The sequence below is a fragment of the Streptomyces sp. NPDC036764 genome (assembly GCF_055609385.1).
This window is the reverse complement of sequence record NZ_JBVJPT010000012.1, coordinates 180,209-205,614: the sequence shown is the minus strand read 5'-3', so window position 1 is coordinate 205,614 and position 25,406 is coordinate 180,209. Positions and strand designations below refer to the sequence as shown.

General features: G+C 71.6%; 24 protein-coding genes. 13 read left to right on the top strand and 11 right to left on the bottom strand.

Annotated features, from left to right (window positions below):
* The first annotated feature begins 30 nt into the window (after nt 1–30).
* The 4 genes from ACZ69Q_RS33740 (at nt 31) to ACZ69Q_RS33725 (ending at nt 4,506) form a co-directional block, all read left to right on the top strand.
* Nucleotides 31–630, top strand: coding sequence for a TetR/AcrR family transcriptional regulator (locus ACZ69Q_RS33740; protein ID WP_471049372.1), 600 nt, complete (start codon nt 31–33; stop codon nt 628–630).
* A gap of 133 nt (nt 631–763) precedes the next feature.
* Nucleotides 764–2,992, top strand: a complete 2,229-nt coding sequence (locus ACZ69Q_RS33735; protein WP_471049369.1) for an MMPL family transporter — start codon at nt 764–766, stop codon at nt 2,990–2,992.
* 135 nt (nt 2,993–3,127) lie between these two features.
* Nucleotides 3,128–3,664 carry a YbaK/EbsC family protein gene (locus ACZ69Q_RS33730; protein WP_471049366.1) on the top strand — a complete coding sequence of 179 codons (537 nt, stop codon included), beginning with the start codon at nt 3,128–3,130 and terminating at the stop codon, nt 3,662–3,664.
* A complete protein-coding gene (locus ACZ69Q_RS33725) occupies nt 3,661–4,506 on the top strand; it encodes an EamA family transporter (protein WP_471049363.1) in 846 nt (281 codons plus the stop codon). Before ACZ69Q_RS33730 ends, ACZ69Q_RS33725 begins: the two co-directional genes overlap by 4 nt.
* 226 nt (nt 4,507–4,732) lie before the next feature.
* Here ACZ69Q_RS33725 and ACZ69Q_RS33720 read toward each other — a convergent pair whose 3' ends face one another.
* Both ACZ69Q_RS33720 and ACZ69Q_RS33715 read right to left on the bottom strand, forming a co-directional pair.
* Nucleotides 4,733–5,446 carry a class I SAM-dependent methyltransferase gene (locus ACZ69Q_RS33720; protein ID WP_471049360.1) on the bottom strand — a complete coding sequence of 238 codons (714 nt, stop codon included), beginning with the start codon at nt 5,444–5,446 and terminating at the stop codon, nt 4,733–4,735.
* A gap of 32 nt (nt 5,447–5,478) precedes the next feature.
* The gene (locus ACZ69Q_RS33715; RefSeq protein WP_471049688.1) at nt 5,479–6,948 is read right to left on the bottom strand and encodes a purple acid phosphatase family protein; all 1,470 of its coding nucleotides are present in this window, start codon (nt 6,946–6,948) and stop codon (nt 5,479–5,481) included.
* 293 nt (nt 6,949–7,241) lie between these two features.
* Here ACZ69Q_RS33715 and ACZ69Q_RS33710 point away from each other — a divergent pair, with 293 nt between their 5' ends.
* Nucleotides 7,242–7,517: a DUF1876 domain-containing protein gene (locus ACZ69Q_RS33710; protein ID WP_346181431.1), complete on the top strand. Its 276-nt coding sequence runs from the start codon at nt 7,242–7,244 to the stop codon at nt 7,515–7,517.
* A gap of 10 nt (nt 7,518–7,527) precedes the next feature.
* On the opposite strand, the gene ACZ69Q_RS33705 is transcribed toward ACZ69Q_RS33710, so the two are convergent.
* The 6 genes from ACZ69Q_RS33705 to ACZ69Q_RS33680 form a co-directional block, all read right to left on the bottom strand.
* Nucleotides 7,528–8,700, bottom strand: coding sequence for a serine hydrolase domain-containing protein (locus ACZ69Q_RS33705; protein ID WP_471049357.1), 1,173 nt, complete (start codon nt 8,698–8,700; stop codon nt 7,528–7,530).
* Nucleotides 8,701–8,736: 36 nt separating this feature from the next.
* Entirely contained in the window at nt 8,737–9,186 is a 450-nt protein-coding gene (locus ACZ69Q_RS33700) for an organic hydroperoxide resistance protein (RefSeq protein WP_471049354.1), read from the bottom strand.
* 122 nt (nt 9,187–9,308) lie between these two features.
* Nucleotides 9,309–9,782, bottom strand: coding sequence for a MarR family winged helix-turn-helix transcriptional regulator (locus tag ACZ69Q_RS33695; protein ID WP_471049351.1), 474 nt, complete (start codon nt 9,780–9,782; stop codon nt 9,309–9,311).
* The gene (locus ACZ69Q_RS33690) at nt 9,779–10,537 is read right to left on the bottom strand and encodes an energy-coupling factor ABC transporter ATP-binding protein (RefSeq protein ID WP_471049349.1); all 759 of its coding nucleotides are present in this window, start codon (nt 10,535–10,537) and stop codon (nt 9,779–9,781) included. The genes ACZ69Q_RS33695 and ACZ69Q_RS33690 overlap by 4 nt, the downstream gene beginning before the upstream one ends.
* Nucleotides 10,525–11,286 (bottom strand): cobalt ECF transporter T component CbiQ, encoded by a 762-nt coding sequence (gene cbiQ / locus ACZ69Q_RS33685; RefSeq protein ID WP_471049347.1) that lies wholly within the window; start codon nt 11,284–11,286, stop codon nt 10,525–10,527. The genes ACZ69Q_RS33690 and cbiQ overlap by 13 nt, the downstream gene beginning before the upstream one ends.
* 1 nt (nt 11,287) lies before the next feature.
* Nucleotides 11,288–12,352, bottom strand: coding sequence for an energy-coupling factor ABC transporter permease (locus ACZ69Q_RS33680; protein ID WP_471049345.1), 1,065 nt, complete (start codon nt 12,350–12,352; stop codon nt 11,288–11,290).
* A 166-nt stretch (nt 12,353–12,518) separates the two neighbouring features.
* Between ACZ69Q_RS33680 and ACZ69Q_RS33675 the strand changes: the two genes are divergently transcribed.
* Nucleotides 12,519–12,899 (top strand): SsgA family sporulation/cell division regulator, encoded by a 381-nt coding sequence (locus ACZ69Q_RS33675; RefSeq protein WP_471049342.1) that lies wholly within the window; start codon nt 12,519–12,521, stop codon nt 12,897–12,899.
* Nucleotides 12,900–12,902: 3 nt separating this feature from the next.
* Here the strand turns inward: ACZ69Q_RS33675 and ACZ69Q_RS33670 are convergent, their stop codons facing one another.
* Nucleotides 12,903–14,582 (bottom strand): penicillin-binding transpeptidase domain-containing protein, encoded by a 1,680-nt coding sequence (locus tag ACZ69Q_RS33670; protein ID WP_471049339.1) that lies wholly within the window; start codon nt 14,580–14,582, stop codon nt 12,903–12,905.
* 105 nt (nt 14,583–14,687) lie between these two features.
* Nucleotides 14,688–16,325 (bottom strand): penicillin-binding transpeptidase domain-containing protein, encoded by a 1,638-nt coding sequence (locus tag ACZ69Q_RS33665; RefSeq protein WP_471049336.1) that lies wholly within the window; start codon nt 16,323–16,325, stop codon nt 14,688–14,690.
* A gap of 204 nt (nt 16,326–16,529) precedes the next feature.
* Here ACZ69Q_RS33665 and ACZ69Q_RS33660 point away from each other — a divergent pair, with 204 nt between their 5' ends.
* Nucleotides 16,530–17,570 carry a calcium-binding protein gene (locus ACZ69Q_RS33660; protein ID WP_471049333.1) on the top strand — a complete coding sequence of 347 codons (1,041 nt, stop codon included), beginning with the start codon at nt 16,530–16,532 and terminating at the stop codon, nt 17,568–17,570.
* 22 nt (nt 17,571–17,592) lie between these two features.
* Here the strand turns inward: ACZ69Q_RS33660 and ACZ69Q_RS33655 are convergent, their stop codons facing one another.
* Nucleotides 17,593–19,344 carry a dolichyl-phosphate-mannose--protein mannosyltransferase gene (locus ACZ69Q_RS33655; RefSeq protein ID WP_471049330.1) on the bottom strand — a complete coding sequence of 584 codons (1,752 nt, stop codon included), beginning with the start codon at nt 19,342–19,344 and terminating at the stop codon, nt 17,593–17,595.
* A gap of 62 nt (nt 19,345–19,406) precedes the next feature.
* Here ACZ69Q_RS33655 and rsmI point away from each other — a divergent pair, with 62 nt between their 5' ends.
* The 6 genes from rsmI (at nt 19,407) to ACZ69Q_RS33625 (ending at nt 25,245) form a co-directional block, all read left to right on the top strand.
* Nucleotides 19,407–20,255, top strand: coding sequence for a 16S rRNA (cytidine(1402)-2'-O)-methyltransferase (gene rsmI, locus ACZ69Q_RS33650; protein ID WP_471049327.1), 849 nt, complete (start codon nt 19,407–19,409; stop codon nt 20,253–20,255).
* 191 nt (nt 20,256–20,446) lie between these two features.
* A complete protein-coding gene (locus ACZ69Q_RS33645; RefSeq protein WP_471049324.1) occupies nt 20,447–20,863 on the top strand; it encodes a hypothetical protein in 417 nt (138 codons plus the stop codon).
* Between the two features lie 47 nt (nt 20,864–20,910).
* Nucleotides 20,911–21,792 carry a TatD family hydrolase gene (locus ACZ69Q_RS33640; RefSeq protein WP_471049321.1) on the top strand — a complete coding sequence of 294 codons (882 nt, stop codon included), beginning with the start codon at nt 20,911–20,913 and terminating at the stop codon, nt 21,790–21,792.
* A gap of 141 nt (nt 21,793–21,933) precedes the next feature.
* On the top strand, nt 21,934–23,331 hold the full coding sequence (locus ACZ69Q_RS33635) for a ubiquitin-like domain-containing protein (RefSeq protein WP_471049319.1): 1,398 nt from the start codon (nt 21,934–21,936) through the stop codon (nt 23,329–23,331).
* A 45-nt stretch (nt 23,332–23,376) separates the two neighbouring features.
* Nucleotides 23,377–24,327: a 16S rRNA (adenine(1518)-N(6)/adenine(1519)-N(6))-dimethyltransferase RsmA gene (gene rsmA / locus ACZ69Q_RS33630; RefSeq protein WP_471049316.1), complete on the top strand. Its 951-nt coding sequence runs from the start codon at nt 23,377–23,379 to the stop codon at nt 24,325–24,327.
* On the top strand, nt 24,328–25,245 hold the full coding sequence (locus ACZ69Q_RS33625; RefSeq protein ID WP_471049314.1) for a 4-(cytidine 5'-diphospho)-2-C-methyl-D-erythritol kinase: 918 nt from the start codon (nt 24,328–24,330) through the stop codon (nt 25,243–25,245). It begins immediately after the preceding gene.
* The last annotated feature ends 161 nt before the right edge of the window (nt 25,246–25,406 follow it).

Here is a 25,406-nt window from a genome sequence, read left to right as displayed (position 1 = left end):
CGTGTCGTTCGGAGTGGGAAGGTGAGTTCGGTGACCGAGGTCGCAACTGCACGTCGCAGCCGGATCACCCCCGAGCGCGAGGCCGAGCTGTACTCGGCCGTGCTCGACCTGCTCCGGGAGGTCGGCTACGACGCCCTCACCATGGACGCCGTGGCGGCCCGCACCCGGTCCAGCAAGGCGACGCTCTACCGCCAGTGGGGCGGCAAGCCGGAGCTGGTGGCGAAGGCGATCCGGCACAACAAGCCGGGCAGCATCGGCGACGTAGACACCGGGAGCCTGCGGGGCGACCTGCACGCCCTCACCTCGCGTGAGGACGACTGCACCATGCAGCAGAACGCCGCGCTGATGCGGGGCCTGTTCATGGCGGTGCACGCCAACCCGGACCTCCTGCAGGCCTTCAAGGAACTGCTCATCGAGCCGGAGATGGCGGAGTTCGACCGGGTGGTCCGGCGGGCCGTCGACCGCGGAGAGATCCGCGCCGACTGCCCCGCGCTGGACTACGTGGTGCACATGCTCGTCGGCGCGTTCGCCACGCGCACGCTGATCGACGACCAGCCGCCGACGCAGTCCTTCCTCACCTCGTACATCGACGCCGTGGTCCTCCCCGCCCTCGGCGTTCCCGTCAACTGACGAGTCCCCTTCAGCTAGCCCTCCACCTGACGTAACCGCTCACGTCGTCGGGCTGATCACCCCTGCCCTGGGGCCCGTGCCGGAATCCCGGCACCGGCGCCCCGACCTCACGACCTGACCGGGAGTCGCCCTCGTGGCCACGTTCCTCTACAAAGTCGGCCGGCTCGCCTTCAGGCGACGGCACTTCGTCGCCCTGATATGGGTCGCGCTGCTCACCCTCGCGGGTGTGGGCGCGGCCAGTGCGCCCGCTGCGGGCACCACGTCCTTCTCGATCCCCGGCACCGAGGCCCAGAAGGCCTTCGACCTGCTGGACCAGCGCTTTCCCGGCATGAGCGCCGACGGCGCCACCGCCCGGGTCGTCTTCAAGGCGCCGCACGGCCAGAAGATGACCGACGCCGGCAACAAGGCGACCGTTCAGGACACCGTCAAGGAGCTGTCCGACGGCTCCGAGGTGGCCTCCGTCGCCGACCCGTACGCCGCGAAGGCCGTCAGCAAGGACGGCACGATCGCATACGCGTCGGTGAAGTACGAGGTCTCCGGCATGGAGCTGAAGGACGCCTCCCGCGAGGCCCTGGAGGACGCCGCGCAGGACGCGCGGGACGCCGGGCTGACCGTGGAGGTCGGCGGTGACGCGCTCCAGACGACGCCCGAGACCGGCGCCACGGAGATCATCGGCATCGGGGTCGCCGCGGTCGTCCTCGTCATCACCTTCGGCTCGCTGATCGCCGCCGGGCTTCCGCTGCTGACCGCCCTGATCGGCGTCGGCATCGGCATCTCCACGATCACGGCGCTGGCGAACGCGCTGGAGCTGGGCTCCACGACCTCGACGCTGGCGATGATGATCGGCCTCGCGGTCGGCATCGACTACGCCCTGTTCATCGTCTCCCGCTATCGCGCCGAGCTGGCGGAGGGCCGCGAGCGCGAGGAGGCGGCCGGCCGGGCCGTCGGCACCGCGGGCTCCGCGGTCGTGTTCGCCGGCCTGACCGTCGTCATCGCGCTGGTCGGTCTGTCGGTCGTCAACATCCCGATGCTGACCAAGATGGGCATCGCGGCCGCGGGCACCGTCGTGATCGCCGTGCTGATCGCGCTCACGATGATCCCGGCCCTGCTCGGATACGCGGGCAAGAAGGTGCGCCCGGCGGGCACCAAGAGCCGCTGGATGGGCGGCAGGCGGGCCGAGAAGAAGGCGGCCTCGGGCAAGGCCAGGCCCAACATGGGCACCCGCTGGGCGAGTTTCGTCGTACGCCGTCCGATCGCCGTGCTGCTGCTCGGCGTCATCGGCCTCGGCGCGGCGGCGATCCCGGCGAGCTCCCTCGAACTGGGTCTCGGCGACGACGGCTCGCAGCCGACGTCCACCACCCAGCGCCGCGCCTACGACCTGCTGTCCGACGGTTTCGGGCCGGGCTTCAACGGTCCGCTGATGGTCGTGGTCGACGCCAAGGGCAAGGAGGACCCGGACGCGGTCTTCAAGCAGGTCGGCGATGACATCAAGGGCCTGAAGAACGTCGTGACGGTGACACCGGCGGCGCCCAACAAGGCGGGCGACACGGCGACGATCACGGTCATCCCGAAGTCGAAGCCGTCGTCGGTGACGACCGAGGACCTGGTGCACTCCATCCGTGACAAGGGCGCGGAGGTGAAGGCCGACACGGACGCGACCGTGCTGGTCACCGGCTCCACGGCGATGAACATCGACGTCTCGCAGAAGCTCAACGACGCGCTGCTGCCGTACCTGGCCCTGGTGGTGGGCCTGGCCTTCCTGCTGCTGATCGTGGTCTTCCGCTCGATCCTGGTCCCGCTGAAGGCGGCCCTCGGCTTCCTGCTGAGCGTGATGGCGGCCCTCGGCGCGGTCGTGGCGGTCTTCCAGTGGGGCTGGTTCGCGGGCCTCATGGGCGTGGAGGAGACCGGCCCGGTGATGTCCATGATGCCGATCTTCATGGTCGGCGTGGTCTTCGGCCTGGCGATGGACTACGAGGTGTTCCTCGTGACGCGGATGCGCGAGGCGTACGTCCACGGCGAGAAGCCGAGCCAGGCGGTGGTGACCGGGTTCAAGTACGGAGCGCGGGTCGTCACGGCCGCGGCCGTGATCATGATGGCGGTCTTCGCGGGCTTCATCGGCTCGTCCGAGTCCATGGTCAAGATGATCGGCTTCGGCCTCGCCATCGCCGTCTTCTTCGACGCCTTCGTCGTGCGGATGGCCATCGTCCCGGCGGTCCTCGCCCTGCTCGGCAAGAAGGCCTGGTGGCTCCCGAAGTGGCTGGACCGGGCCCTGCCGAACGTGGACGTCGAGGGAGAGGGCCTGCGCACACAGGCCGAGAAGGACACGGACCCCGACGGGGACCGCGCGCTGGCCCGCGTCTGAGCGGCCGTCGCTGAAGTGGACCGGCCGGTGAGGGCCCCGTGGGGACGGGGAGCCCTCACCGGCCTCTTTCTGGGGTCGCGTCCGCCACCCGGAATTCGTTCGTGGTGCACGTATCCGCCCGTTAGCCTGCCGGGCATGACGTCCTCGGAAACCCACGCCCACCCCCGTTTCGCCGAGGCTCTGCGTGAGCTCGGGCTGACCGACCTGCACACCCGGATCCGCCGCTTCCCGGACGCGACCCGCACCGCGGCCGAGGCCGCAGCCGCGCTCGGCTGTGAACTCAGCGAGATCTGCAAGTCGCTGATCTTCGCGGCATGGGGGTCCCCCCTGCTCGAGCGAAGCCGAGAGTTTGGGGGAGGTGTGCCGGTGCTCGTCCTCATGGACGGCGCCTCCCGCGTCGACGTGGAGCGGGTGCGGCAGGAGCTCGGGGCCGAGAAGGTGACGCGGGCCAAGGCGGACGTCGTACGGGAGACGACCGGGTACGCCATCGGGGGTGTGCCGCCCTTCGGGCACCTCACGAAGACCCGGGTCCTCGCCGACCGCTCGCTGCTGGAGCACGACGTCGTGTGGGCCGCCGCGGGCAACCCGCACGCCGTGTTCCCCATGGCGCCCAAGGACCTCGTCGCCCACGCCGGCGCGACCCTGGTGGACGTGCGCGAGCAGACTTCGTGACCCCGCTGGTCACCTCCGCCGTCCTGCTGGCCGCCGTCACGCACGCCGGCTGGAACGCCATCGCGCACAAGATCACCGACAAGCTGGTGGGGTTCACGCTCATCGCGGGCGGCGGGGTGCTGATCGGGCTCGCGCTGATGCCCTTCGGTTCCTTCCCGGCGGCTCGGGCGTGGCCGTACCTTCTGGCCTCCGCCCTCATCCACATCGTCTACTTCGCGCTGCTGATGAAGTCCTTCAGGCTGGGCGACTTCGGGCAGGCCTACCCCATCGCACGCGGCACCGCGCCGCTCGTGGTCGCCGTGTTCGCGGCGGTGTTCGCGCACGAGGTGCCCAACGGCTGGGGGGCCGCCGGGATCGCCCTGTCCTGCGCGGGACTCACCGGCGTCGCCCTGTGGGGGCTGCGCGGGCGGCGGCCGAACTGGGCGGCCATCGGCGCGGCACTGACGACCGGGCTGACCATCGCCGCGTACACCGTCGTGGACGGCCTGGGCGTGCGGGCCTCCGGCTCCTCCCTCGGCTACATCGCCTGGCTGATGGCGATCGAGGGCCTGGTGATCCCGGCGTACGCGGTGTGGCGCTGGCGCGGGGAGACGCTCGCGGTGCTGCGTCCGTTCGCCTGGCTGGGGCTGCTGGGCGCGGCCCTGTCCGTCGCCGCGTACGCGCTGGTCCTGTGGGCCCAGACAAAGGCGGAACTGGCCCCGATCTCCGCGCTGCGGGAGTCGTCGATCCTCGTGGGGGCGGTCATCGGAGCCGTCCTGTTCAAGGAGCGTTTCGGGGCACCCCGGATCGCGGCGGCGGGGCTGTTGGTCGCCGGGATCGCCTTGATGCTGCACGCGGGTTGAACCCCGACGCGAAACCTCCGGGTACGCGGTGGCCGCTCACGCATCTGTCGCGCGTGGGGCGTGTGACGGATCTGTGATTGCATCGCATCCACGGTGTCGCGCCGGGCACCCGGTGGCGGGCTTCCTGGGCAAGCGGGACATCCGGCCGGGGCTGGCGGTGACGGCACTGGTCCTGGCGATCGCCCCGCTGCCGCTGATCGGCGGGCTGGAGGCGTTGTTCCAGGGATCAGGGGAGCGCCGGCTTGGCCACCCGGAACGCGAACTGGCCGCAGTACGTCAGCTTGCGCAGGTTCACGAGCGCCGTGCGCCGACGCCCGTGCCGCGCCCACTTGTCGATCTCGTCGTTCAGCGGCGACTGCGTGTCCCAGTACCGGCTGTACTCCGGCGGCCTGCCGAGATAGCTGCGCATGATCAGCGCCACCCCGTCCAGCGAGGGCCGGATCTCCTCCAGCACCAGCCCTGCCTCCTCGACCAGCCTGCGGAAGCCGTACGGCGTGTAGTTCCACAGGCTGAAGGAGTGGTACGGCTCGAACTGGGACGTCGATCCGATGAAGCGGCCGCCGGGCCGGAGCACCCGGGCGATCTCGGCGAGCAGCTCACGCGGCCGGGCGACGTGCTCGAAGACCTGGTGGGAGTAGACCAACGGCAGCGAGCCGCAGCCGAGGGGCAGATGGACGCCGTCGTAGTGCACGACCGGGTCACCACCGGCCGTGCGTTGCCCGGCCTCCGGCGAGTCACGGATGTCGACGCCGATCCACCGCACTTCGGGGTCGTGCTTGCGGAACAGCGCGGCCGAGGTGCCGCGGCCGCACCCGAGGTCGAGGACCAGCCCGGGCGCGCCCGGGGCGGCCATCACCTCGTCGACGTAGTAGCGCGAGGTGACCTGCTGCGCGTGGTCGTCGGGGATGCAGTCCTGCATGAGGTCCCACAGGGTCGCCATGCCCCGATGCTACGAACACGCACGGTCACGCGCTATTCACGGCCCGCGACTCCGGACAGGTCGTGCGGCCGCACGCTGTTGCGGTCGGTGACCGAGCGGCCCAGCGCGTGGTGCGGCCACAGGCCCGCGGCCACCCGCCGACTGCGCTCGCTCCACTGCCGCGCCGCCATGTCGCCGGCCTTGAAGTGGTTGAGGGCGTAGCCGCCGGAGTGGATGCGCACGAGGGTGAAGCCGCCCGGGTACTCCTTCGCGGCGGCGACCTCCTGATGGGTGACGTGCGGGGCCCGCGTCAGCACGGTGCGCTTGTTGCGGTGCGTATGGCCGGCGTGGTGGAGGAAGACGCCGGGCGCGGAGGCGTAGGCGTCGACGAGCGCACGGGCCTGGCGGCGCTCCAGGCACTGGCCGCGGGTCACCGGGAACAGGGAGTCCCGCACGGTCAGCGGATGGTGGCCGAACACCAGCGTCGGCTGGTCCGGCTGCTCCCGCAACCGCCCCTGGAACCAGGCGAGCTGCTCGGCGCCGAGCCCGCCCGCGTCGGCGCCGTTGCCGGACTTGGCATAGGTGTCGAGGCCGATGATCCGCAGTCCGCCGAGGTCACGGGCGAAGTAGCCCGGCCCGTCGCCCCCGCCCGGGAACGTGGTGTGGAAGGAGTCGTCCCGGGAGCGGTCGTGGTTGCCGCGTACGACGAAGTAGTCCTCGCCGTGCGCGCCGAAACCGTCCAGGATCCGCCGGGCCTCGCCGAGGTGGTGGGCCGCCCCGCCGGCCGAGATGTCGCCCCCGGCCAGCAGCAGGTCCGCCCCGCGCCGCCGGGCCTCGGCGACCAGCGCGCGGCTCATCAGCTCCGGGTAGGGCGCGCGGCCCGCCTCCTGGACCACGCCGCGCAGCAGGGGCAGACCGCCGACGAGGCCGGCGGTGGTCTCGCCGAGGTGCAGGTCGTTGCAGAGCGCGATCGACAGCAGGTGCCGGCCGGGCGGGGGCTGCGGGGTGGTGAAGGAGTACGGCCCGCCGCTCGAACCGAGCCCGAACGCCGACGTGCCCACGGCGTTGCCGCGCACCAGGTGCAGCGAGGTGGGCGTGGCGGCGACGGCCCTGGAACGGGCCTGGTAGTAGTACGTCTGCCCCGGCTCCAGGTCCGTGAGTTCGACCTGGTGGTGGGCGGTCGCCCGGCCCTCGGACGCGGTGCGGTTCAGTCGCGCGGGGTGGGTGCCGTAGACGACCTCGCCCTCGGTGACCGCGGGCAGCGGGTGGCCCAGGCCGTCATCGGTGCCGGGAATGCCGGTGTACCAGGTGATGACGGCGCGGTCCTCGGTCAGGGTGACCAGTTCCAGGTTGACGGCGGTCAGGTCGTCGGGGTGCCACGAGCGCACCCGGCGCACGGCCGCGGAGGCCGAACGCAACAGGGCAGGGGCGAGGCGCGCACCGGAGCGCAGCACCTCGCAGGGGCCGGGGAAGGCCGACAGTGCTGCGAGAGCGGGGAGATGAGCGGAGAAGCAGCAGCGCATGTCCTTCATGTGGCCCGGACTGGTTAACAGGGGACGTGGCGGTGGCGGCGGGGCCAGGTCCGGCGCACGACATCTCCATGGAAGCAGCCCGCGGCCGCCCACCGAAGCGACTGTGCCGAGTCTCACCTGATCCCGAGTTGCGGGCTTACGTCCGGGTGTGTAACCGGTGGGGCGGGGGTGCAGAGAGGGGCAGACCGGGCAGCCCGTGGCCGCGGGAGGGATTCGGCGCAGCCGACTAGTCCGCGGCCCTCGTGAGGCGCACCCTGGAAGCAGTACTTCCGGAGGTGATCGTCATGATGCACACCGCAGTGGGATGGCATGTCGAGATGGAGTTCATGGAGGACGACGAGCACACGAGGGCCGTCGCGATGGTGCGGCTGCCCGACGGGACCGAGGTCCGGGCCCACGGGCACGCCGCCCGGCACCACACGGACTCCAATCAGCCACGTGTCGGGGAGGAGATCGCCGGCGCCCGCGCGCTGAACGAGCTCGCGATGCAGATGCTCACCAAGGCGCACGGCGAGATCGACGCGGCTTCGGGACGCACGTCGCACCCGATCCACGTGTGAACCGGCCCTCCTAGCCGGCGAGGGACGCCCGTACCGCCCGTATCAACCCCTGCGCCCTCGGATCCGCCGTCACCGTCTTGCGGAAGCCGTTCGTCACATAGCCGAACGCGATCCCCGCCTCCGGGTCGGCGAAGCCGAGGGCGCCGCCGCGTCCGGGGTGGCCGAAGGAACCGGGGCCCAGCAGCGGGGACGCGGTGCCGTGCAGCATGTAGCCGAGGCCGAAGCGGGTGTTCACGACCAGCACGCGGTCCGGGCCCGACGACTCCTGCGCCCTCGCCAGCTCCACCGTCTCCTGGTCGAAGAGCCGTACGCCGTCGACCTCGCCGATCAGCGCCGCGTAGACGCGGGCCAGACCGTCGGCGGTCGCGATGCCGTTGGTCGCGGGCAGCGCCGTCGCACGGTAGGCCGGGTCGTTCTGGTCGGGGAACGGGGTGATCGCGGCGAAGGCCCGGCGGGTGAGGGAGTCGGGGTCCTGGTAGGCGTCGGTGACCGAACGCTTCGGACGGGCCTTCAGGACCGCCCCCGACGCCGGCTCCGGCGCCTCGACGCGCCCGACCCGGCCCGCGCGCCCGGCCGCCTCCTCCTCGGCCGGCAGCCCCAGCCACAGCTCGGCACCGAGCGGACCGGCGATCTCGTCCGCGATCCACTCGCCGGTGCCCTTCCCGGTCACCCGCCGCACGATCCCGTCGAGCATCCAGCCGTACGTCAGCGCGTGGTAGCCGTGATCGGTGCCCGGCTCCCACGCGGGCGCCTGCGCGGCGACGGAGTCCGGGCCGCGCCGCGGGTCCAGCGACTCCTCCGGCGTGAGCGGACGGTCCAGGACCGGCAGCCCGGCGCGGTGGTTCAGCACATGCCTGACCAGCACCCGCTCCTTGCCCCGGGCCTTGAACTCCGGCCAGTAGTGGGCCACCGGCGCGTCCAGGTCCAGTTCACCGCGCTGCCGCAGTGCGAGGAGTACGGCGGCGGCGACGCCCTTCGTCGCCGAGCGCACGATCTGCGCGGTGCCCCGCTGCCAGGGCGCGGTGCCGTCCACGTCCTTCGCGCCGGCCCACAGGTCGACCACCTTGCGGCCGTCCCGGTACACCGTGACCGCGGCGCCTCGCTCGCCGAGGGTCTCGAAGTTCCGGACGAACGCGTCCCTGACCGGCTCGAAGCCCTCGGCCACTGCGCCGTTCACGTCCACGTCCGTCTCCTCGTCCTGCCTCGTGCGGGTGCCCTTCTACCCAAGCAGGATGGTGACGTCGATGTTCCCCCGGGTGGCGTTGGAGTACGGGCAGACGTCGTGCGCGGCGTCCACCAGCTTCTCCGCGATGTCCCGCTCCAGCACCGGCAGGGAGACGCTGAGGGCGACCGCGAGGCCGTAGCCGCGCTGCTTGTTGGGGCCGATGCCGACCTTCGCGGAGACCGTGGAACCGGTCAGGTCGAAGCCCGACCGACGGCCCACCAGCACCAGCGCGTTGTGGAAGCAGGAGCTGTAGCCGGCGGCGAAGAGCTGCTCGGGGTTGGTGCCGTTGCCGTCGCCCCCGAGCTCGGGCGGCATCGCGACCCTCAGCTCGATCTGGCCGTCCTGGCTGGTGACATAGCCGTCCCTGCCGCCGTGCGCGGTGGCCTCGGCGACGTACATGATCTTCGTCGGACGGGTCTCGACGGTGGTGCCCTCGTCGGTCATGGGTGGCCCTCCCCCCGGAAGGTGCGCCTCGGAAAAGGTGCGCACAAGTACATCGTGCACAAGGTACTGGGCGGTAAGGGGCCTGCCGTTACCAGGGGGTAGCAACCGCGGGTAACCCGAGATCAGCGGGTGCGCTCGGCCGCCGCCCCGGCCTTCGCCGCCAGTTGCCACAGCTCCTCGCGCAGCCGCGCGACCTCCGGGCCGTCCAGCCCCGTGGCCGCGAGAAGGGAGCCGGGCACATGGGCCGCGCGCTCCCTCAGCTCCTCGGCGCGCCCCGTGCACGCGATCAGCACCGAGCGCTCGTCACGCGCCGCGCGCTGGCGGCGGACCAGCCCCGCCGACTCCAGCCGCTTCAGCAGCGGCGACACCGTGCCGTAGTCGAGCTTCAGCGCGCCGGCCAGTTCCTTCACCGTCGTCTCGCCGCGCTCCCAGAGGACCAGCAGGGCGAGGTACTGGGGATAGGTGAGGCCCAGTTCGTCGAGAAGCGGGCGGTACGCGGCCGTCACCGCGCGCTGGGCGGCGTACAGCGCGAAGCACAGTTGCTGGTCGAGCGACAGTGAGGCCGCTTCCTCGTGCGCGTACTTCTCGTTCGTCACGCGCCCATTGTCACGGAACGCGGGTCGAAGCCGAACGGCAGCTCCAGTCGGTGGGCGCGCATCAGCTCGTCGTCCGCGAGGAGTTCGCCGGTCCTGCCGTCCGCCGCGATCACGCCCTCGCTGAGGATCAGGGAGCGCGGGCACAGCTCCAGGGCGTACGGCAGGTCGTGCGTGACCATCAGGACGGTCACGTCCAACGAGCGCAGGATGTCGGCCAGTTCACGGCGGGATGCGGGGTCGAGGTTGGAGGAGGGCTCGTCCAGCACGAGGATCTCCGGCTCCATCGCGAGCACCGTCGCCACCGCGACCCGGCGCCGCTGCCCGAAGGAGAGGTGGTGCGGCGGACGGTCCTTGAACTCCGCCATGCCGACCCGCTCCAGCGCCCGCTCGACGCGCGCCTCCAGCTCGGCGCCCTTGAGCCCGGCCGCCGCCGGCCCGAACGCGACGTCCTCGCGGACCGTCGGCATGAAGAGCTGGTCGTCCGGGTCCTGGAACACGATGCCGACCCGGCGCCGGATCTCGGCCATGTGCTGCTTGCCGACGGGCAGCCCGGCGACCTTCACCGTGCCCGTGCCGCCGGTCAGGATGCCGTTGAGGTGCAGTACGAGGGTCGTCTTGCCGGCGCCGTTCGGGCCGAGCAGCGCGACCCGTTCGCCGCGGGCGACGCGGAAGTCCACGCCGAACAGGGCCTGGTGGCCGTCGGGGTAGGCGAAGGCGAGGCCCGAGACCTCGAGGGAAGCAGTCACAGCACCCATCCCAGCAGACAGACGACAAGGGCGGCGAAGGGGAGCGTGAGGGCGTACGACCACTGCGCCCGGGACGCGGTCACCTCGTCGATCACCGGCATCGAACCGGCGTACCCGCGGCTGACCATGGCCAGGTGCACCCGCTCGCCGCGTTCGTAGGACCGGATGAACAGCGCGCCCGCCGACTTCGCGAGGACGCCCCAGTGGCGCACGCCCTTCGCCTCGAAGCCGCGCGACTCCCGCGCGATGCGCATCCGCCGCATCTCGTCGGCGATGACGTCGCCGTAGCGGATCATGAAGGACGCGATCTGCACGAGGAGGGGCGGCAGCTTCAACCGCTGGAGCCCCAGCAGCAGTTCACGCAGCTCGGTGGTGGAGGCGAGCAGGACGGAGGCGGCGACGCCCAGGGTGCCCTTGGCGAGCACGTTCCAGGCGCCCCACAGCCCGCTGACGCTCAGCGACATCCCCAGCACCTCGACCCGCTCGCCCTCCGCCACGAACGGCATCAGCACGGCGAACGCGACGAACGGCACCTCGATCAGCAGCCGTTTGAGCAGAAAACCGGCCGGCACCCGGGCGACGTACGCGACGAGCGCGAGCAGCACGGCGTACAGGCCGAACGCCCACATCGCCTCCCGCGGCGTCGACACCACGACCACCACGAACGCGAACGTCGCGGCGAGCTTGGTGTGCGGCGGCAGACCGTGCACGGGCGAGTGCCCGTGCCGGTAGAGCCGGTGCGCGTGCCCCGCCCCCATGTCAGGCGCTCGAACCAGCGGTGGTGCTCGTGCTCGACGGCGACACGTCGTCCGTACGGCGCCTGCGCACCGCCCAGAACACCGCGCTGCCCGCGACCACCGTGGCACCGACGCCGATCACGCCCGCCAGACCGCCGGACAGGCGGGCGTCGGTGATGTCCTTGACGCCGTAGTCGGCGAGCGGGGAGTCGGAGCCGGCGTGGTCCTCGGTCTTCTTGTCGATGCCGTGGTCGGCGGCGACCTTCTCCAGACCGTCCGGGCTGGCGGAAGCGTAGAAGCTGACGAACCCGGCGAGCACCAGGGAGGTGACCAGGCCGACGGCCCACACCTTGCGCGGCGAGCGGGCGGCGACCGGGACGGCCGGCTCGGCGGCGGGCGCGTCGACCAGCTCGCCGTTGACCCGTAGCCGAAGGCGCTGACGCAGATCGCGGGCGCCGTACACGAGGTCGGGGCGTACGGCGACGACGGCGCCGACGGTCAGGGCGGTGATCGCGGCCTCGCCGATGCCGATCAGGATGTGCACGCCGACCATGGCGGCGGCGACCTTGCCGATGGAGACGTCGGTGGTGCCGCCGACCGCGTACATCAGCGTGAAGGCCAGCGCTGCCGCAGGCACGGACAGCAGGGCGGCGACGAAGGAGGCGACGGTGATCGAGCGGCGGCTGCGGGGCAGCACCTTCACCAGGCCGCGGAAGACGGCGTAGGCGACGACGGTCGTGACGATGGCCATGTTGGTGATGTTCACGCCGAGGGCGGTCAGGCCGCCGTCCGCGAACAGGATGCCCTGCATGAGCAGGACGACCGAGACGCACAGAACCCCTGTGTAGGGGCCGACGAGGATCGCCGCGAGCGCCCCGCCGAGCAGATGGCCGCTGGTCCCCGCGGCGACGGGGAAGTTCAGCATCTGCACGGCGAAGATGAACGCCGCCACCAGGCCGGCCAGCGGCGCCGTGCGCTCGTCGAGCTCACGGCGGGCGCCGCGCAGGCTCACGGCGACCGCGGCCGCGGCGACCACTCCGGTCACGGCGGAGGTGGGGGCGTCTATGAATCCGTCAGGTACGTGCACCGTTCGATGATAGTGGCTTGTTGCGAACTCCTTGCAAGAGCGAGGGGCTGGGAACTGCGTGCGGACGTCCTCTGCCCGAACGGGCAGAATCCGGGAAATATGCGACATTGGAGGGGGAGCGGAAGCACAGCTTTCGCACAGGTTGCGCAGCGTAAGGGGTCGACCGATGTCCGTAGTCGAACAGTACGCGCGAGCCCATATCGTCACGGACGCGGACATCCTCGCGGTCGACCAGGACGCGGTGCCGGTGGTGCTGCGGTACGACCCGGAGTCCGATCCCCGCTCGGTACGGATCGGGTTGCCGGGGCGTGAGGCCCACGAGTGGACCTTCTCGCGCTCACTCCTGGAACAGGGGCTGCGCGCCCCCGCGGGGAGTGGAGAGGTCCGGGTGTGGCCGTGCGGTCGCGTGCAGGCCGTGGTGGAGTTCCACTCCGCGCAAGGGGTGTCGGTGGTGCAGTTCGAGACGAAGGCGCTGATGAGGTTCCTGCGGCGGACCTATCTGGCCGCCGCCGTACCCGTGGAGCGTGAGGCTCAGTTGGGGCGCTGAGGCTCAGCCGCCCGCCTTGAGCAGCGCCGCCACGATCGGGCCGGCCGTGTCGCCGCCGTGCCCGCCGGACTGGACCACGCCCGCCGCCGCCAGGTCGCCGCGGTACGCGGTGAACCAGCCGTTCGGCTTCTTCTGGCCGTCGACCTCCGCCGAGCCGGTCTTGGCGCCGATGTCACCGGTGACCCCGGACATCGCCTCGGCCGCCGTGCCGTAGGACGCCGTGTACGCCATCAGTTCGCGCAACTGGGACAGCGTGGCGGCGGACATGGTGCGCGACGCCGTCGCGAGCTGCCGCCCGTCGACGTCGGGGGAGACCAGATACGGCTGCTTGAACGTGCCCGTCTTCACGGTCGCCGACACCGACGCCATGTTCAGCGGGTTCATCCGCACCCCGCCCTGCCCGATGAGCTCGGCCGCCATCTGGGCCTGCGACTGCACCGGGACGGCTCCGTCGAAGGTGGAGACGCCGACGGACCAGTTGTTCATCGAGAGGCCGAAGACCTGCTGGGCCTGCTTGGTGAGGCTGTCGTCGTCCAGTTCGGGCGCCTGGCTGATGAAGGCCGTGTTGCAGGAGCGGGCGAAGCTCGCCTTGAACGTGCCGCCCTTGATCTCGAACTTGTCGTCGTTCTGGAATTTCCAGTGCCCGTAGGTGAAGAACTTCGGGCAGGGGTGCTCCTTGTCCGCCGACGCCAGGCCCTTCTCGATCAGCAGCGAGGAGGTGATGACCTTCATCGTGGAGCCGGGTGCGAGGGAGCCCTGGAAAGCGGTGTTGAAGCCGTGCGAGGAGTTCGCGACGGCGAGGATCTCACCGGTCGAGGGCCGCAGTACGACGACCGACGCCTTCTCCTTCGCGGCGACCTGCTTCTCCGCGGCGGCCTGCAGCGCCGGGCTGAGCGTCGTCTTCACCGTGCCCGGCGTGCCCTCGCTCAGCTCCAGCAGCGTCTTGTCGGACAGCTCGGCCTTCTTGGACTCCTTGCCCCGGACCACCTGGAGCTCGACGCCCGCCTTGCCGCCGGCCTTCTCGCCGTACTTCTCGCGCAGGCTGTCCAGGACCGAGCCCAGCGACGGGTACTCCTTCTCCGTCAGCTCGCCGCCGTCCCGGTCCAGCGCCGTGACCGGCGGGGTGCCGGACGCGCCGGTGACCAGGGTGTCACCGTCCTTGAGCTCGGGGTGGACGATCGCCGAGTGCCACTCGACCAGCGGCTTGCCGTCCTTGGCGCGCCGGACGACGGTCAGCGCGCTCTCGTAGGTCAGCGGCTTGGCGGTGCCCTTGTACGACACCGTCGCCTTCACGGAGAAGGGGACCTTGGCACCGGCGCGGGCGCCGGCGGTCAGGGTGACGTCATTGATGTGGGCGTCCTTGGTGTAGCCGGTCAGCAGGGCTCGGGCGGCGGTGGTGTCGTCCGTGGCGGCGGCCGCCTCGGTCACCTTGCCCGCCTGCCAGGCGGTGAGGAAGTCCCGGGCCGCGGTGGTGACCTCGCTCGCCGACAGCGGCCCGGTCTTGACGGACCTGGCCTTCTGGCCGGAGCCCGCCGTCGAGTCCGTGCCGTTCTCGGCGGCCGCGCCGCTGCCGAGCAGCGCGTAGACCCCGAGCCCGGCGCCGCCGAGGACCACGGCGATCATCCCGCCGAGCATGGCGGGGTTGGTCTTCCGTCGCTCGGCGACGCGCCTTCTGTTGCCCACTTCTTTCCGTTCCCTCGCGTATTCCAGGAGCCCCCGCCGCCCCGCCGACCTCACGAATACCAACGACGACGACCACCCTAGAGTCCCGTGCCGCGGGGGATAAGTTCAGCCGGACGCTCGTAGCACGGCTGCGACAATCGGCCCGGCCGCGTCGCCACCGTGACCGCCCTGCTGGGACATGGCCGCGGCGGCCACATCGCCTCGGAACCCGGTGAACCAGCTATCCGAGGTGGCCTTGCCGTCGACCTCGGCGGAACCGGTCTTGGCGCCGACGTCACCGCCGACGCCCGACATGGCCGACCTCGCGGTGCCCTGCGTAGCGGTCAGCCGCATCATCTGCTTGAGCTGGGCAGCGGTGCTCGACGACAGCCCCCTGGCGGTGGCCAGTTGGCGCCCGTCGAACTCGGGCGAGATCAGATACGGCTGCCGGAAGTCGCCGGTGATCGCGGTGGCCGTGACCGACGCCATGTTCAGCGGGCTCATCTGGACCTGGCCCTGGCCGATGGCGTTGGCCGCGCGGTCCGGGCCGGTGGAGGCGGGGACGCTGCCGTCGAAGGAGATGATGCCGGTCTTCCAGTTGTCTTGGCCGAGCCCGAAGCGCTCCTGGGCCTCGTTCGTCAGGGAGGCGTCGGTGAGCGGGTCCTCGTCGACGAGCTTGATGAAGGCCGTGTTGCAGGAGCGCAGGAAGCCGCTCGCGAGCGTGGCGGTCGCGCTCTCGTCGGCCTTCAGGCCGTCGAGGTTCTTGAAGGTCTGGCTCTGCCAGGTGGCCGTGGGCGGGCAGGGCGCCGGGCCGTTCATCGTGGTCACGCCGTTGTCGATGAGCATCGCCGCGGTGAGGATCTTCATCGTGGAGCCGGGGGCGACGCGTGCCTCGAAGGCGGCGTTGAAGGCGTCGTCGCGGTGGTTCGCCACGGCCAGCACCTCGCCGGTGCCGGTCTTGAGGGCGACGACGGAGGAGTCGGCGTACTTCTTCACGGCCTTCTCGGCGGCCGCCTGCACGCTCGCGCTGAGCGTCGTCTCCAGTTGGCCCGGCTTGCCCTTCGACAGGGTCAGCAGCGAGGTGTCCGGTGACTCGTCGGCGTGCCGGATCGACAGCTCCACGCCGGGCTCGCCGCCGGCCTTGTCGCCGTACTTGCCGCGCAGGGTGTCCAGGATCGGGCCGAGCGAGGGGTACTTCTCCTTCGTCAGCACGGCCCCGTCGCGGTCGACGGCCTCGATGGGCGGGTTCGCCGCCTCGCCGGTGACGAGGGTGTCGTCCCGCTTGAGCTGCGGGTGGATCACGGTGGGCTGCCAGTCGACGAGGGCCCGCCCGGTGGTGCGCCCGCGGACGACGGTGAGCTCGCTCTTGTAGGTCAGCGGCTTGGACTTGCCCTTGTAGGACACCTTGGCCGTCACCGTGAACGGCACGGTGGCGCCCCGCGCCGCGGCCGGCGTGATCTTCACGCCGGTGATGTGGGCGTCCTCGCCGTAGGAGGACAGCACCGCCTCGGCGGCCGCGTCGTTGTTCGTGTACGTCGAGGCCTGTGCCGCCTCGCCCTTCTCCCAGGCCGCGAAGAACTTCGACGTGGTCTCCTCGACCTCGTCCGCGTCGGGCGGCCCGGTTCTCTCCGGTGCGGGCCCGGCGGCCCCCGTCGCCCCACCGCCGTTCAACGCCGACACGATGTTGTAGGCGCCGTAGCCGGCCCCGCCCACCATCACCGCGAACACGCCGCCTATGACGGCGACCTTGACCCCCTTGGACATGGTCCCCTCCCCGTTATGTCATCCGCACTGTAAGTGACATGAGGGAAACCAGTGGGAGTTGTTTTCTTTTGTTGTCCGAATGTGCGACCGATTCTTGGCCGGACGGTCGACACGTTCCGACAGGGGCCGGGCGGGCAACCAAGCGCGGGGGTCGCTGGTCGGACGAGTCGTCGGTCACCGCAACCGGGCCCCGGAGGTCCTCCCGTGCCGTATCCAACCGCCAGGGTTCGAACGTTTCGCGCCGCATCCGTACTGGTACTGGCGATCGGCACGGCCCTCGCCCTGCCGGCCGCCCTCGGCGCCCATCGCGGCAAGCCGGCGCGGCCTGCGACGGTCGGCGAGCAAGGGCCGAGGAAAGACCGGGCAGCGCCGGTAGCAGGACTCACCTACCAGGCGGCCCCGGGCCAGAACAACAGGGTGACCGTCACCGAGTCGTCGGCCGGCGCATACGGGGACATCATCACCTATGTGATCGACGACGTGGTCCCCATCGCCCCTGGGGGAGGCTGCGCCTACCTCAGCGACACCGACCGCACCAAGGTCTCCTGCAGGGTGAAGATCGAGGAGATGGCCACGAGCCCGTACCGCACGCTGCTCGTGGAACTCGGCGACGGAGAGGACACCGCCAGTGGCCACCGGGTCGGCGAATCCAGCATGGGCTACACGGTGTTCAGCTTCGGCTCCGGCAACGACACCTGGACAGGCACCTCGAACGAGGTCATGACCGTCTACGGCGGCCCCGGCGACGACAAGCTGACGGCGACTTACGGTGTGCAGGTCAGCGGCAACGCCGGAGACGACACGATCTACGCCGGCGACGGGGCGAGTGCCGTGGGCGGCCCCGGCGACGACACGATCCACGCCGTCGGCGACGGGGCCAGTGCATTGGGCGGCCCCGGCGACGACGTGCTCCGGGGCCGGGAGGGCGACCAGGTCCTGTCCGGCGAGCAGGGCGACGACTCGATCCACGGCGGCCCCGGCGACGACCTGCTGTCCGGCAACGAGGGCAACGACGTCCTGTACGGCGACGACGGTGACGACCGGATATGGGGCGAGCGCAGGGTGGGCGACGGCTTCGAACTGTCGCGGGACGAGAAGCTCGGCAAGAAGCGCGACGACAAGCTGTACGGCGGCCCCGGCACGGACAGGCTCTACGGCGGACCGGGCCCGGACGAGCTGTACGGCGGCCCCGGCACGGACCAACTGGACGGCGGCACCAGCCCGAACACCGTCGCCCAGGACTGACCCCGCCCGGCCCGCCCCCGGGCTACACCCAGGTATCCAGCCACATCCGCGACCGCCAGTCGTCGATGGGGATCGCCGTGCCCGTGTAGATCGGCCAGAAGTAGATGAAGTTCCAGGCGATCAGCAGCACCAGGACGCCCGCGCCCGTCGCGCCCGCCACGCGGCGGGTGTCGCTGGAGCCGGGTGGGCCGATGATCGCGCCGAGGAGCATCGCCACGGCCAGGCAGAGGAAGGGGAGGAAGACGACGGCGTAGAAGAAGAAGATCGTGCGTTCCTGGTAGAGGAACCAGGGGAGGTAGCCGGCGGCGACGCCGCAGGCGATGGCTCCGGCGCGCCAGTCGCGGCGGAAGAGCCAGCGCCACAGGACGTACAGGACCGCGAAGGCGGCCACCCACCACAGCAGCGGCGTGCCGAGGGCCAGCACCTCGCGGGCGCACTTCTCGCCCGCGTCGACGGGGCAGCCGTCCTTGCCGGGCGTGGGGGACTCGTAGAAGTACGACACCGGGCGGCCGGCGACGATCCAGCTCCACGGGTTGGACTGGTAGGTGTGCGGGGACGACAGGCCCACGTGGAACTCGTACACCTGGTGCTCGTAGTGCCACAGGCTCAGCCACCAGTCGGGGAACAGCCACGACCAGTTGCTCGTGCGGCCGTTGGCGGTCGCCCAGTCGCGGTAGTAGCCGCCGCTGCCGTCGGTGGGGGAGAGGATCCAGCCCGTCCACGACACGAGGTACGTGACGATCGCCACCGGGACCGTCGAGAGGAACGCCAGGCCCACGTCGTGCTTGAGCACCGCCGTGTACGGGTGGTGGGCGCCCGCGACCCGGCGGGCGCCGACGTCCCAGAGCACGGTCAGCAGGCCGAACGCGACCAGGAAGTACAGGCCGTTCCACTTGGTGCCGATGGCCAGGCCCAGCATCAGGCCGGCCAGCCAGCGGTACGGGCGCCGGCCCAGGCGCAAGGTTTCGGCGATGTGCGCGTCGGGGCGGACCCGGCCGTCGGCGTCCAACGGCAGCGCGGCGGCGAGTTTCGCGCGGGCCCGGTCCCGGTCGATGACCAGGCAGCCGAACGCCGCCAGCACGAAGAACATCAGCACCCCGTCGAGCAGCGAGGTGCGCGCCATCACGAAGGCCAGCCCGTCGACCGCCATCAGCGTGCCGGCGAGGCAGCCGAGGAAGGTCGAGCGGAAGATCCGGCGGCCGATGCGGCACAGCATCAGCACCGCGAGCGTGCCCAGCAGCGCCGTCATGAAGCGCCAGCCGAACGGGTCGAACCCGAACACCAGCTCGCCGAGCCCGATCACGTACTTGCCGACCGGCGGATGCACGACGTACGACGCGTCCGTCGGGATGTGCACCTGGTCGCCGAGCCTGAGGACCAGGTCGTTGGCGTTCTTGTCCCAGTCGACCTCGAAGCCGCGGTGGACGAGCGCCCACGCGTCCTTGGCGTAGTACGTCTCGTCGAATATCACCTTCTTCGGGTTGCCCAGGTTCCAGAACCGCAGCACACCCGCCAGCAGCGTCACCAGCAGCGGGCCGCCCCACGCCGACCAGCGCGCGATCCGCTCGGCGAGCGGCCGCGAGATGCCGAGGAACTGCCACATCCGCGGGCTGGGCTGGACGTACGGCGGCACGAGCTGCTCGCGTACGTCGCCTCTGGGCGCCGCCGTGTAGCCGAATCGGCGCAGCCGCTGCTGCCACGACGGCCGCTGCTCGTGCGGTGCCTCGCTCTGCTGGATGTCCGTGGAGTCCATCGACGACGCTGTACTGGTCACCGCGCCATCGTAGGGAACACGTCTGTGGGAGTCGCGCGGATGCGCCCTGCGAGGATGGAAACGTGACAGGAACCCTTGTTTTGGCAGGCACCCCCATCGGCGACGTCAAGGACGCCCCGCCCCGGCTCGTCGAGGAACTGACCGGTGCGGACCTGGTCGCCGCGGAGGACACGCGGCGGCTCAAGCGCCTCACCCAGGCGCTGGGTGTGCAGGTGGCGGGGCGGGTCGTGTCGTACTTCGAGGGCAACGAGGCGGCCCGCACGCCGGAGCTGGTCGAGGCGCTGCTTGCGGGCTCGCGGGTGCTGCTGGTGACCGACGCGGGGATGCCGTCCGTGTCCGACCCCGGGTACCGGCTGGTCGCGGCGGCAGTGGAGAAGGACATCAAGGTCACCGCCGTGCCCGGTCCGTCCGCCGTGCTCACCGCGCTCGCGCTGTCCGCGCTGCCCGTCGACCGGTTCTGCTTCGAGGGGTTCCTGCCGCGCAAGGCCGGGGAGCGGCTGTCGCGGCTGAAGGAGGTCGCCGAGGAGCGGCGCACGCTCGTCTACTTCGAGGCACCCCACCGCCTCGACGACACCCTCGTCGCGATGGCCGAGGTGTTCGGCGCCGAGCGGCGGGCCGCCGTGTGCCGGGAGCTGACCAAGACATACGAGGAGGTCAAGCGCGGTGGGCTGGGGGAGCTCGCGGCCTGGGCCGCCGAGGGCGTGCGCGGGGAGATCACCGTCGTCGTCGAGGGGGCTCCGCAGAAGGGGCCCGAGGAGCTCGACGCGCAGGAGCTGGTGCGCCGGGTTCGCGTCCGCGAAGAGGCCGGGGAGCGTCGCAAGGAGGCCATCGCGGCGGTGGCGGCGGACGCCGGGCTGCCCAAGCGGGAGGTCTTCGACGCCGTCGTGGCGGCGAAGAACGCGGGGGCGTGACACGCCGGGTGAGCAGGGCGTATATCGCATGAGCGTGCGCCCCATGCCGGGGTAAAGGGACCCGGGCCTTACGGCAAGGAACGTCCAAGTCGGCGCCAACACTGGACAGATTGCGTGCGTTCACTCATGCGGAGGAGTCCACTGGGTTGTGGGACGCGACCCGTCCCACCCAGCGGACCACAGGAGCTGGCATGAGTGAGATCGCACAGCAGACCACGGGCCTTCGCAGCGCCGCGACCGCCGTCGTCCACGAGTCGTATTCGTTCGCCTGCATGCGCTGCGGGCATGGCTGGGAGCAGTCGTACGAGATAGAGCACCACATAGACGGCGACGGCCGTGAGTTCGTGATGTACGTCGCGAACGGCCAGGTTGTGCCCTCCCCGCTCAGCCGGCCCGCGTGCCAGAACTGCGACGGGCACATAGTGCGGATCATGCGCGCCGGCCAGGTGTCCTCCGTGCAGAACTCCCTGCATCACCCCGCCCCGGTCCCCACCCAGGCGAAGCCGGGGGCGGACGCGCAGGCGGAGAGCGAGTCGGCGCCGGCCGAGCCGCACCACCACTGGCATCTGTCCGATCTGCTGCACGTCTTCCACCGCAAGGCGAGCTGAGCCGAGCTCCCGGCCGGCAGGGCATGCCCCTTTCGTAGGATCGGGGCATGCCTTCGAACGCCGCCGACAAGCACGCCGCCCCGCCGCTGCCGGACCCGCTCCGGGTGCCGGTCGCCGACTCGCACACCCACCTCGACATGCAGTCCGGCACCGTGCAGGAGGGGCTGGACAAGGCGGCGTCGGTGGGGGTGACGACGGTCGTGCAGGTGGGCTGCGACGTACGCGGCTCGCAATGGGCGGCCGAGACGGCGGCGCAGTACGACGCCGTGCACGCCACCGTCGCACTGCACCCCAACGAGGCGCCGCGCATCGTGCACGGCGACCCCGACGGCTGGTCGCGGCAGGGGGCGCGTGAGCCGGGTGGTGCGCGGGCGCTCGACGAGGCGCTCGCGGAGATCGACCGCCTCGCCGCACTCCCTCAGGTCAAGGGCGTGGGCGAGACCGGCCTCGACTACTTCCGCACCGGGCCCGAGGGCAAGGAGGCGCAGGAGGCGTCGTTCCGCGCCCACATCGAGATCGCCAAGCGGCACGGCAAGGCCCTCGTCATCCACGACCGCGACGCCCACGCCGACGTGCTGCGCGTCCTGAAGGAGGAGGGCGCGCCCGAGCGGACCGTCTTCCACTGCTACTCCGGCGACGCGGAGATGGCCCAAGTGTGCGCCCGCGCCGGATACTTCATGTCCTTCGCCGGCAACGTCACCTTCAAGAACGCCCAGAACCTGCGGGACGCGGTGGCCGTCGCCCCGCTGGAGCTGCTCCTGGTGGAGACCGACGCGCCCTTCCTCACGCCGGCGCCGTACCGCGGACGGCCCAACGCGCCGTATCTCATTCCGATCACGGTGCGCGCCCTGGCGGCCGTACGGGGGATCGACGAGGACACGCTGGCGGCGGCCCTCGGGACGAACACGGCACATGCCTTCGGCTACTGACCGATAACCGCCCGATAACGCTCGTGCGGGTCCGCCTCCGACCGACGGACACGTTGAGTAGTCGCGTCGCTTTGGAGAGTGACGACCCCTCCGCTAGGTTCTGGGGGCCCGAAACGGACCCCTCCGGTGGAGCATGTCGTCGTGAGCAACGCGCAGTTCGAGACGTACGGCCCGAGCCCGGCCCATGAGCCCCCGGGGTACGGCGGCTTCGACCCCTACAGCGCACAGACGCTGGCGTACGGGGTGCCGAGGCCCTATGAGTCGCATACGGACAGTTACGGAACCGGGTACGACCGGCACGCCTCGCACCAGTCGTACGCGGCGTACGAGGACACCTACCGGCCCGCGTACGAGATCGCCGAGGCGGCGCACGCGCCCGTCGCGCGCCCCAGGAGCGGCCGGCGGGCCGCGCACCGGCGCCGGGCGCGGGCCGCCGAGCGGGGCGACGGGACCATGCGCAAGCTGGTTCCGCAGGCGCTGGTCGTCGCGTTCCTCGCGGGCGGCACCAGCGCCTTCGTGGCCAAGGACAAGGCGGTCGAGCTGAGCGTCGACGGCGGCAGGCCGCGCAGCCTGCACACCTTCGCGGACGACATCACCGAACTGCTGACCGAGGAGGGCGTCGACGTGGGGGCGCACGACAGGGTCGCGCCCGCTCCCGACGCGGGGCTCGCCAACGGCGACGAGGTCGCGGTGCACTACGGCCGCCCCGTGCGGCTCACCCTCGACGGCCAGAAACGCGAGGTGTGGACGACGGCCCGCACCGTGGAGGCGGCGCTCACCCAGCTCGGAGTGCGCGCAGAGGGCGCGTATCTGTCGACGTCGCGCTCCCGGCGCATCGGACGGGAGGGGCTCGCGCTGGACGTGCGCACCGAACGGGCGGTGACCGTGATGGCGGACGGCCGGGCACGCACGATCCGCACGAACGCCGCGAGCGTGAGCGAGGTCGTGGAGCAGGCCGGGATCACCCTGCGCGGGCAGGACACCACCTCGGTCCCCCTGGAGAGCTTCCCGCGCGACGGGCAGACGGTCACCGTGCTGCGGATCACCGGGCGCAAGGAGATCCGCGACGAGGCGATCCCGTTCGCGGTCGAGCGCGTCGACGACCCCTCGGTCTTCAAGGGCACCGAGGTCGTCGAGCGGGCGGGACAGGCGGGGCTGCGGCGGCTCACGTACTCGCTGCGCACGGTCAACGGCGTCCGGCAGAAGCCGCGGCGGATCAGGACCGAGGTGGTGCGCGAGCCGCAGACGCAGGTGGTGAAGGTGGGCACGAAGCCACTGCCGACGTCCGTCAGCGGGGCCGGCGAGCTCAACTGGGACGGGCTCGCGGCGTGCGAGTCCGGGGGGCAGGCGGACGCGGTGGACTCGTCGGGGACGTACGGCGGGCTGTACCAGTTCGACACCCACACCTGGCGCGGACTCGGCGGGAAGGGCCGGCCGCAGGACGCCCCGGCGGAGGAACAGACGATGCGCGCTAAGAAGCTGTACGTGCGGCAGGGCACCAGTCCCTGGCCGCACTGCGGGGCGAAGCTGCACGGGTGAGCGCCGGGCGCGGGCCGGGCCGGCGGCGCCCCGTACCCTTGTCGGGTGAGCAGCCCCACCCCCGACGCCCTCCTGGGCCCCGCCGACGTCCGTGAACTCGCGGCCGCCCTCGGCGTGCGTCCCACCAAGCAGCGCGGCCAGAACTTCGTGATCGACGCGAACACCGTCCGGCGTATCGTCCGCACCGCCGAGGTGCGGCCCGACGACGTGGTCGTGGAGGTCGGCCCGGGACTCGGCTCCCTCACCCTCGCCCTGCTGGAGGTGGCCGACCGCGTCACCGCCGTCGAGATCGACGACGTCCTGGCCGCCGCGCTCCCCGCGACCATCGCGGCCCGGATGCCCGAGCGCGCCGAGCGCTTCTCGCTGGTGCACTCCGACGCGATGCGCGTCGACGAGCTGCCCGGCCCGCCGCCCACCGCGCTGGTCGCCAACCTCCCGTACAACGTGGCCGTGCCGGTCCTGCTGCACATGCTCGCCACCTTCCCGAGCATCGAACGCACCCTCGTCATGGTGCAGTCGGAGGTCGCCGACCGCCTCGCCGCCGCACCCGGCTCGAAGGTGTACGGCGTGCCGTCGGTGAAGGCCAACTGGTACGCCGAGGTCAAGCGGGCCGGCGCGATCGGGCGCAACGTCTTCTGGCCCGCGCCGAACGTCGACAGCGGGCTGGTGGCGCTGACCCGGCGCACCGAGCCGATCAAGACCACCGCCGCCAAGCGCGAGGTCTTCGCCGTCGTCGACGCCGCCTTCGCCCAGCGCCGCAAGACGCTGCGCGCCGCTCTGGCAGGCTGGGCCGGTTCGGCGGCCGCCGCCGAGGCCGCCCTCGTCGCCGCCGGTGTCTCCCCGCAGGCGCGCGGCGAGTCCCTGACGGTCGAGGAGTTCGCGGCCATCGCCGAGAACAAGCAGGCCACCGGGCAGGAGGCACAGGCCACCGGCCGGCAGACCCAGGCCGCCGCCCCGCCGACACGCCCCGCCGCCGAGCACGAGGAGTCCGAGTAAGTGAGCGCGAGCGTCGTCGTACGCGTCCCGGCCAAGGTCAACGTCCAGCTCGCGGTCGGCGCCGCCCGTCCGGACGGCTTCCATGACCTGGCCAACGTCTTCCTCGCCGTCGGCCTCTACGACGAGGTCACCGTGACCTCCTCGCCCGGCGGCCCGCGGGTCACCTGCGACGGCGCGGACGCCGACCAGGTCCCCCTCGACCGTACGAACCTCGCCGCCCGCGCGGCCGAGGCGCTCGCCGCGCGGTACGGCCTCGCCCCCGACGTGCATCTGCACATCGCCAAGGACATCCCGGTCGCTGGCGGCATGGCGGGCGGCAGCGCGGACGGCGCCGGCGCGCTGCTGGCCTGTGACGCGCTGTGGGGTACGAACGCCTCCCGCGAGGAACTCCTCGACATCTGCGCCGAGTTGGGCAGCGACGTGCCGTTCAGCCTGGTCGGCGGCGCGGCCCTCGGCACCGGGCGGGGCGAGAAGCTGCGCCCGCTCGACGTGGGCGGCACCTTCCACTGGGTGTTCGCGATGGCCGAGCGGGGCCTTTCGACGCCCGCGGTCTTCCGTGAGTTCGACCGGCTCGGCGAGGGCACCGACATCCCCGAGCCCGTCGCCTCGCAGCCGCTGCTCGACGCCCTCGCCAAGGGAGACCCGGACGCGCTCGCCGCCGCCGTCTCCAACGACCTCCAGCCCGCCGCCCTCTCCCTGTTCCCGGAACTCGCCGACACCCTCGCCGCGGGGCTCGCGGCGGGCGCGCTGACGGCGCTGGTCTCCGGCTCGGGCCCGACCACGGCGTTCCTCGCCCGGGACGCCGAGTCGGCCGTGAAGGTGGCCGACACCCTGCGGGCGTCCGGCACTTGCCGTGCGGTGCGCACCGCGTCGGGGCCCGCGCAGGGCGCCACGGTCGTGCGAGTCGCCGGAGCGTGACGCCGTACTCACAGGTACGCGTTCTTCGCTCGATCTCCACACGGAAGTACTGCGATCGCAGTACCCGTGGGGCCGCTGAGGCGTTTAGGGTCGCTTGACGTTTCAACTGTCGGGCCGCGGTGCCCGGCCCACCGTCAAGTGCACTTCTGGAAGGGGACACT

Coding starts and splice junctions, on each gene's coding strand:
- ACZ69Q_RS33730 (WP_471049366.1), top strand. CDS start 3,128: ATGACGTCCTCGGAAACCCACGCCCACCCCCGTTTCGCCGAGGCTCTG.
- ACZ69Q_RS33720 (WP_471049360.1), bottom strand. CDS start 5,446: ATGGCGACCCTGTGGGACCTCATGCAGGACTGCATCCCCGACGACCAC.
- ACZ69Q_RS33715 (WP_471049688.1), bottom strand. CDS start 6,948: ATGCGCTGCTGCTTCTCCGCTCATCTCCCCGCTCTCGCAGCACTGTCG.
- ACZ69Q_RS33710 (WP_346181431.1), top strand. CDS start 7,242: ATGATGCACACCGCAGTGGGATGGCATGTCGAGATGGAGTTCATGGAG.
- ACZ69Q_RS33700 (WP_471049354.1), bottom strand. CDS start 9,186: ATGACCGACGAGGGCACCACCGTCGAGACCCGTCCGACGAAGATCATG.
- ACZ69Q_RS33690 (WP_471049349.1), bottom strand. CDS start 10,537: ATGGGTGCTGTGACTGCTTCCCTCGAGGTCTCGGGCCTCGCCTTCGCC.
- cbiQ (WP_471049347.1), bottom strand. CDS start 11,286: ATGGGGGCGGGGCACGCGCACCGGCTCTACCGGCACGGGCACTCGCCC.
- ACZ69Q_RS33675 (WP_471049342.1), top strand. CDS start 12,519: ATGTCCGTAGTCGAACAGTACGCGCGAGCCCATATCGTCACGGACGCG.
- ACZ69Q_RS33665 (WP_471049336.1), bottom strand. CDS start 16,325: ATGTCCAAGGGGGTCAAGGTCGCCGTCATAGGCGGCGTGTTCGCGGTG.
- ACZ69Q_RS33645 (WP_471049324.1), top strand. CDS start 20,447: ATGAGTGAGATCGCACAGCAGACCACGGGCCTTCGCAGCGCCGCGACC.
- ACZ69Q_RS33640 (WP_471049321.1), top strand. CDS start 20,911: ATGCCTTCGAACGCCGCCGACAAGCACGCCGCCCCGCCGCTGCCGGAC.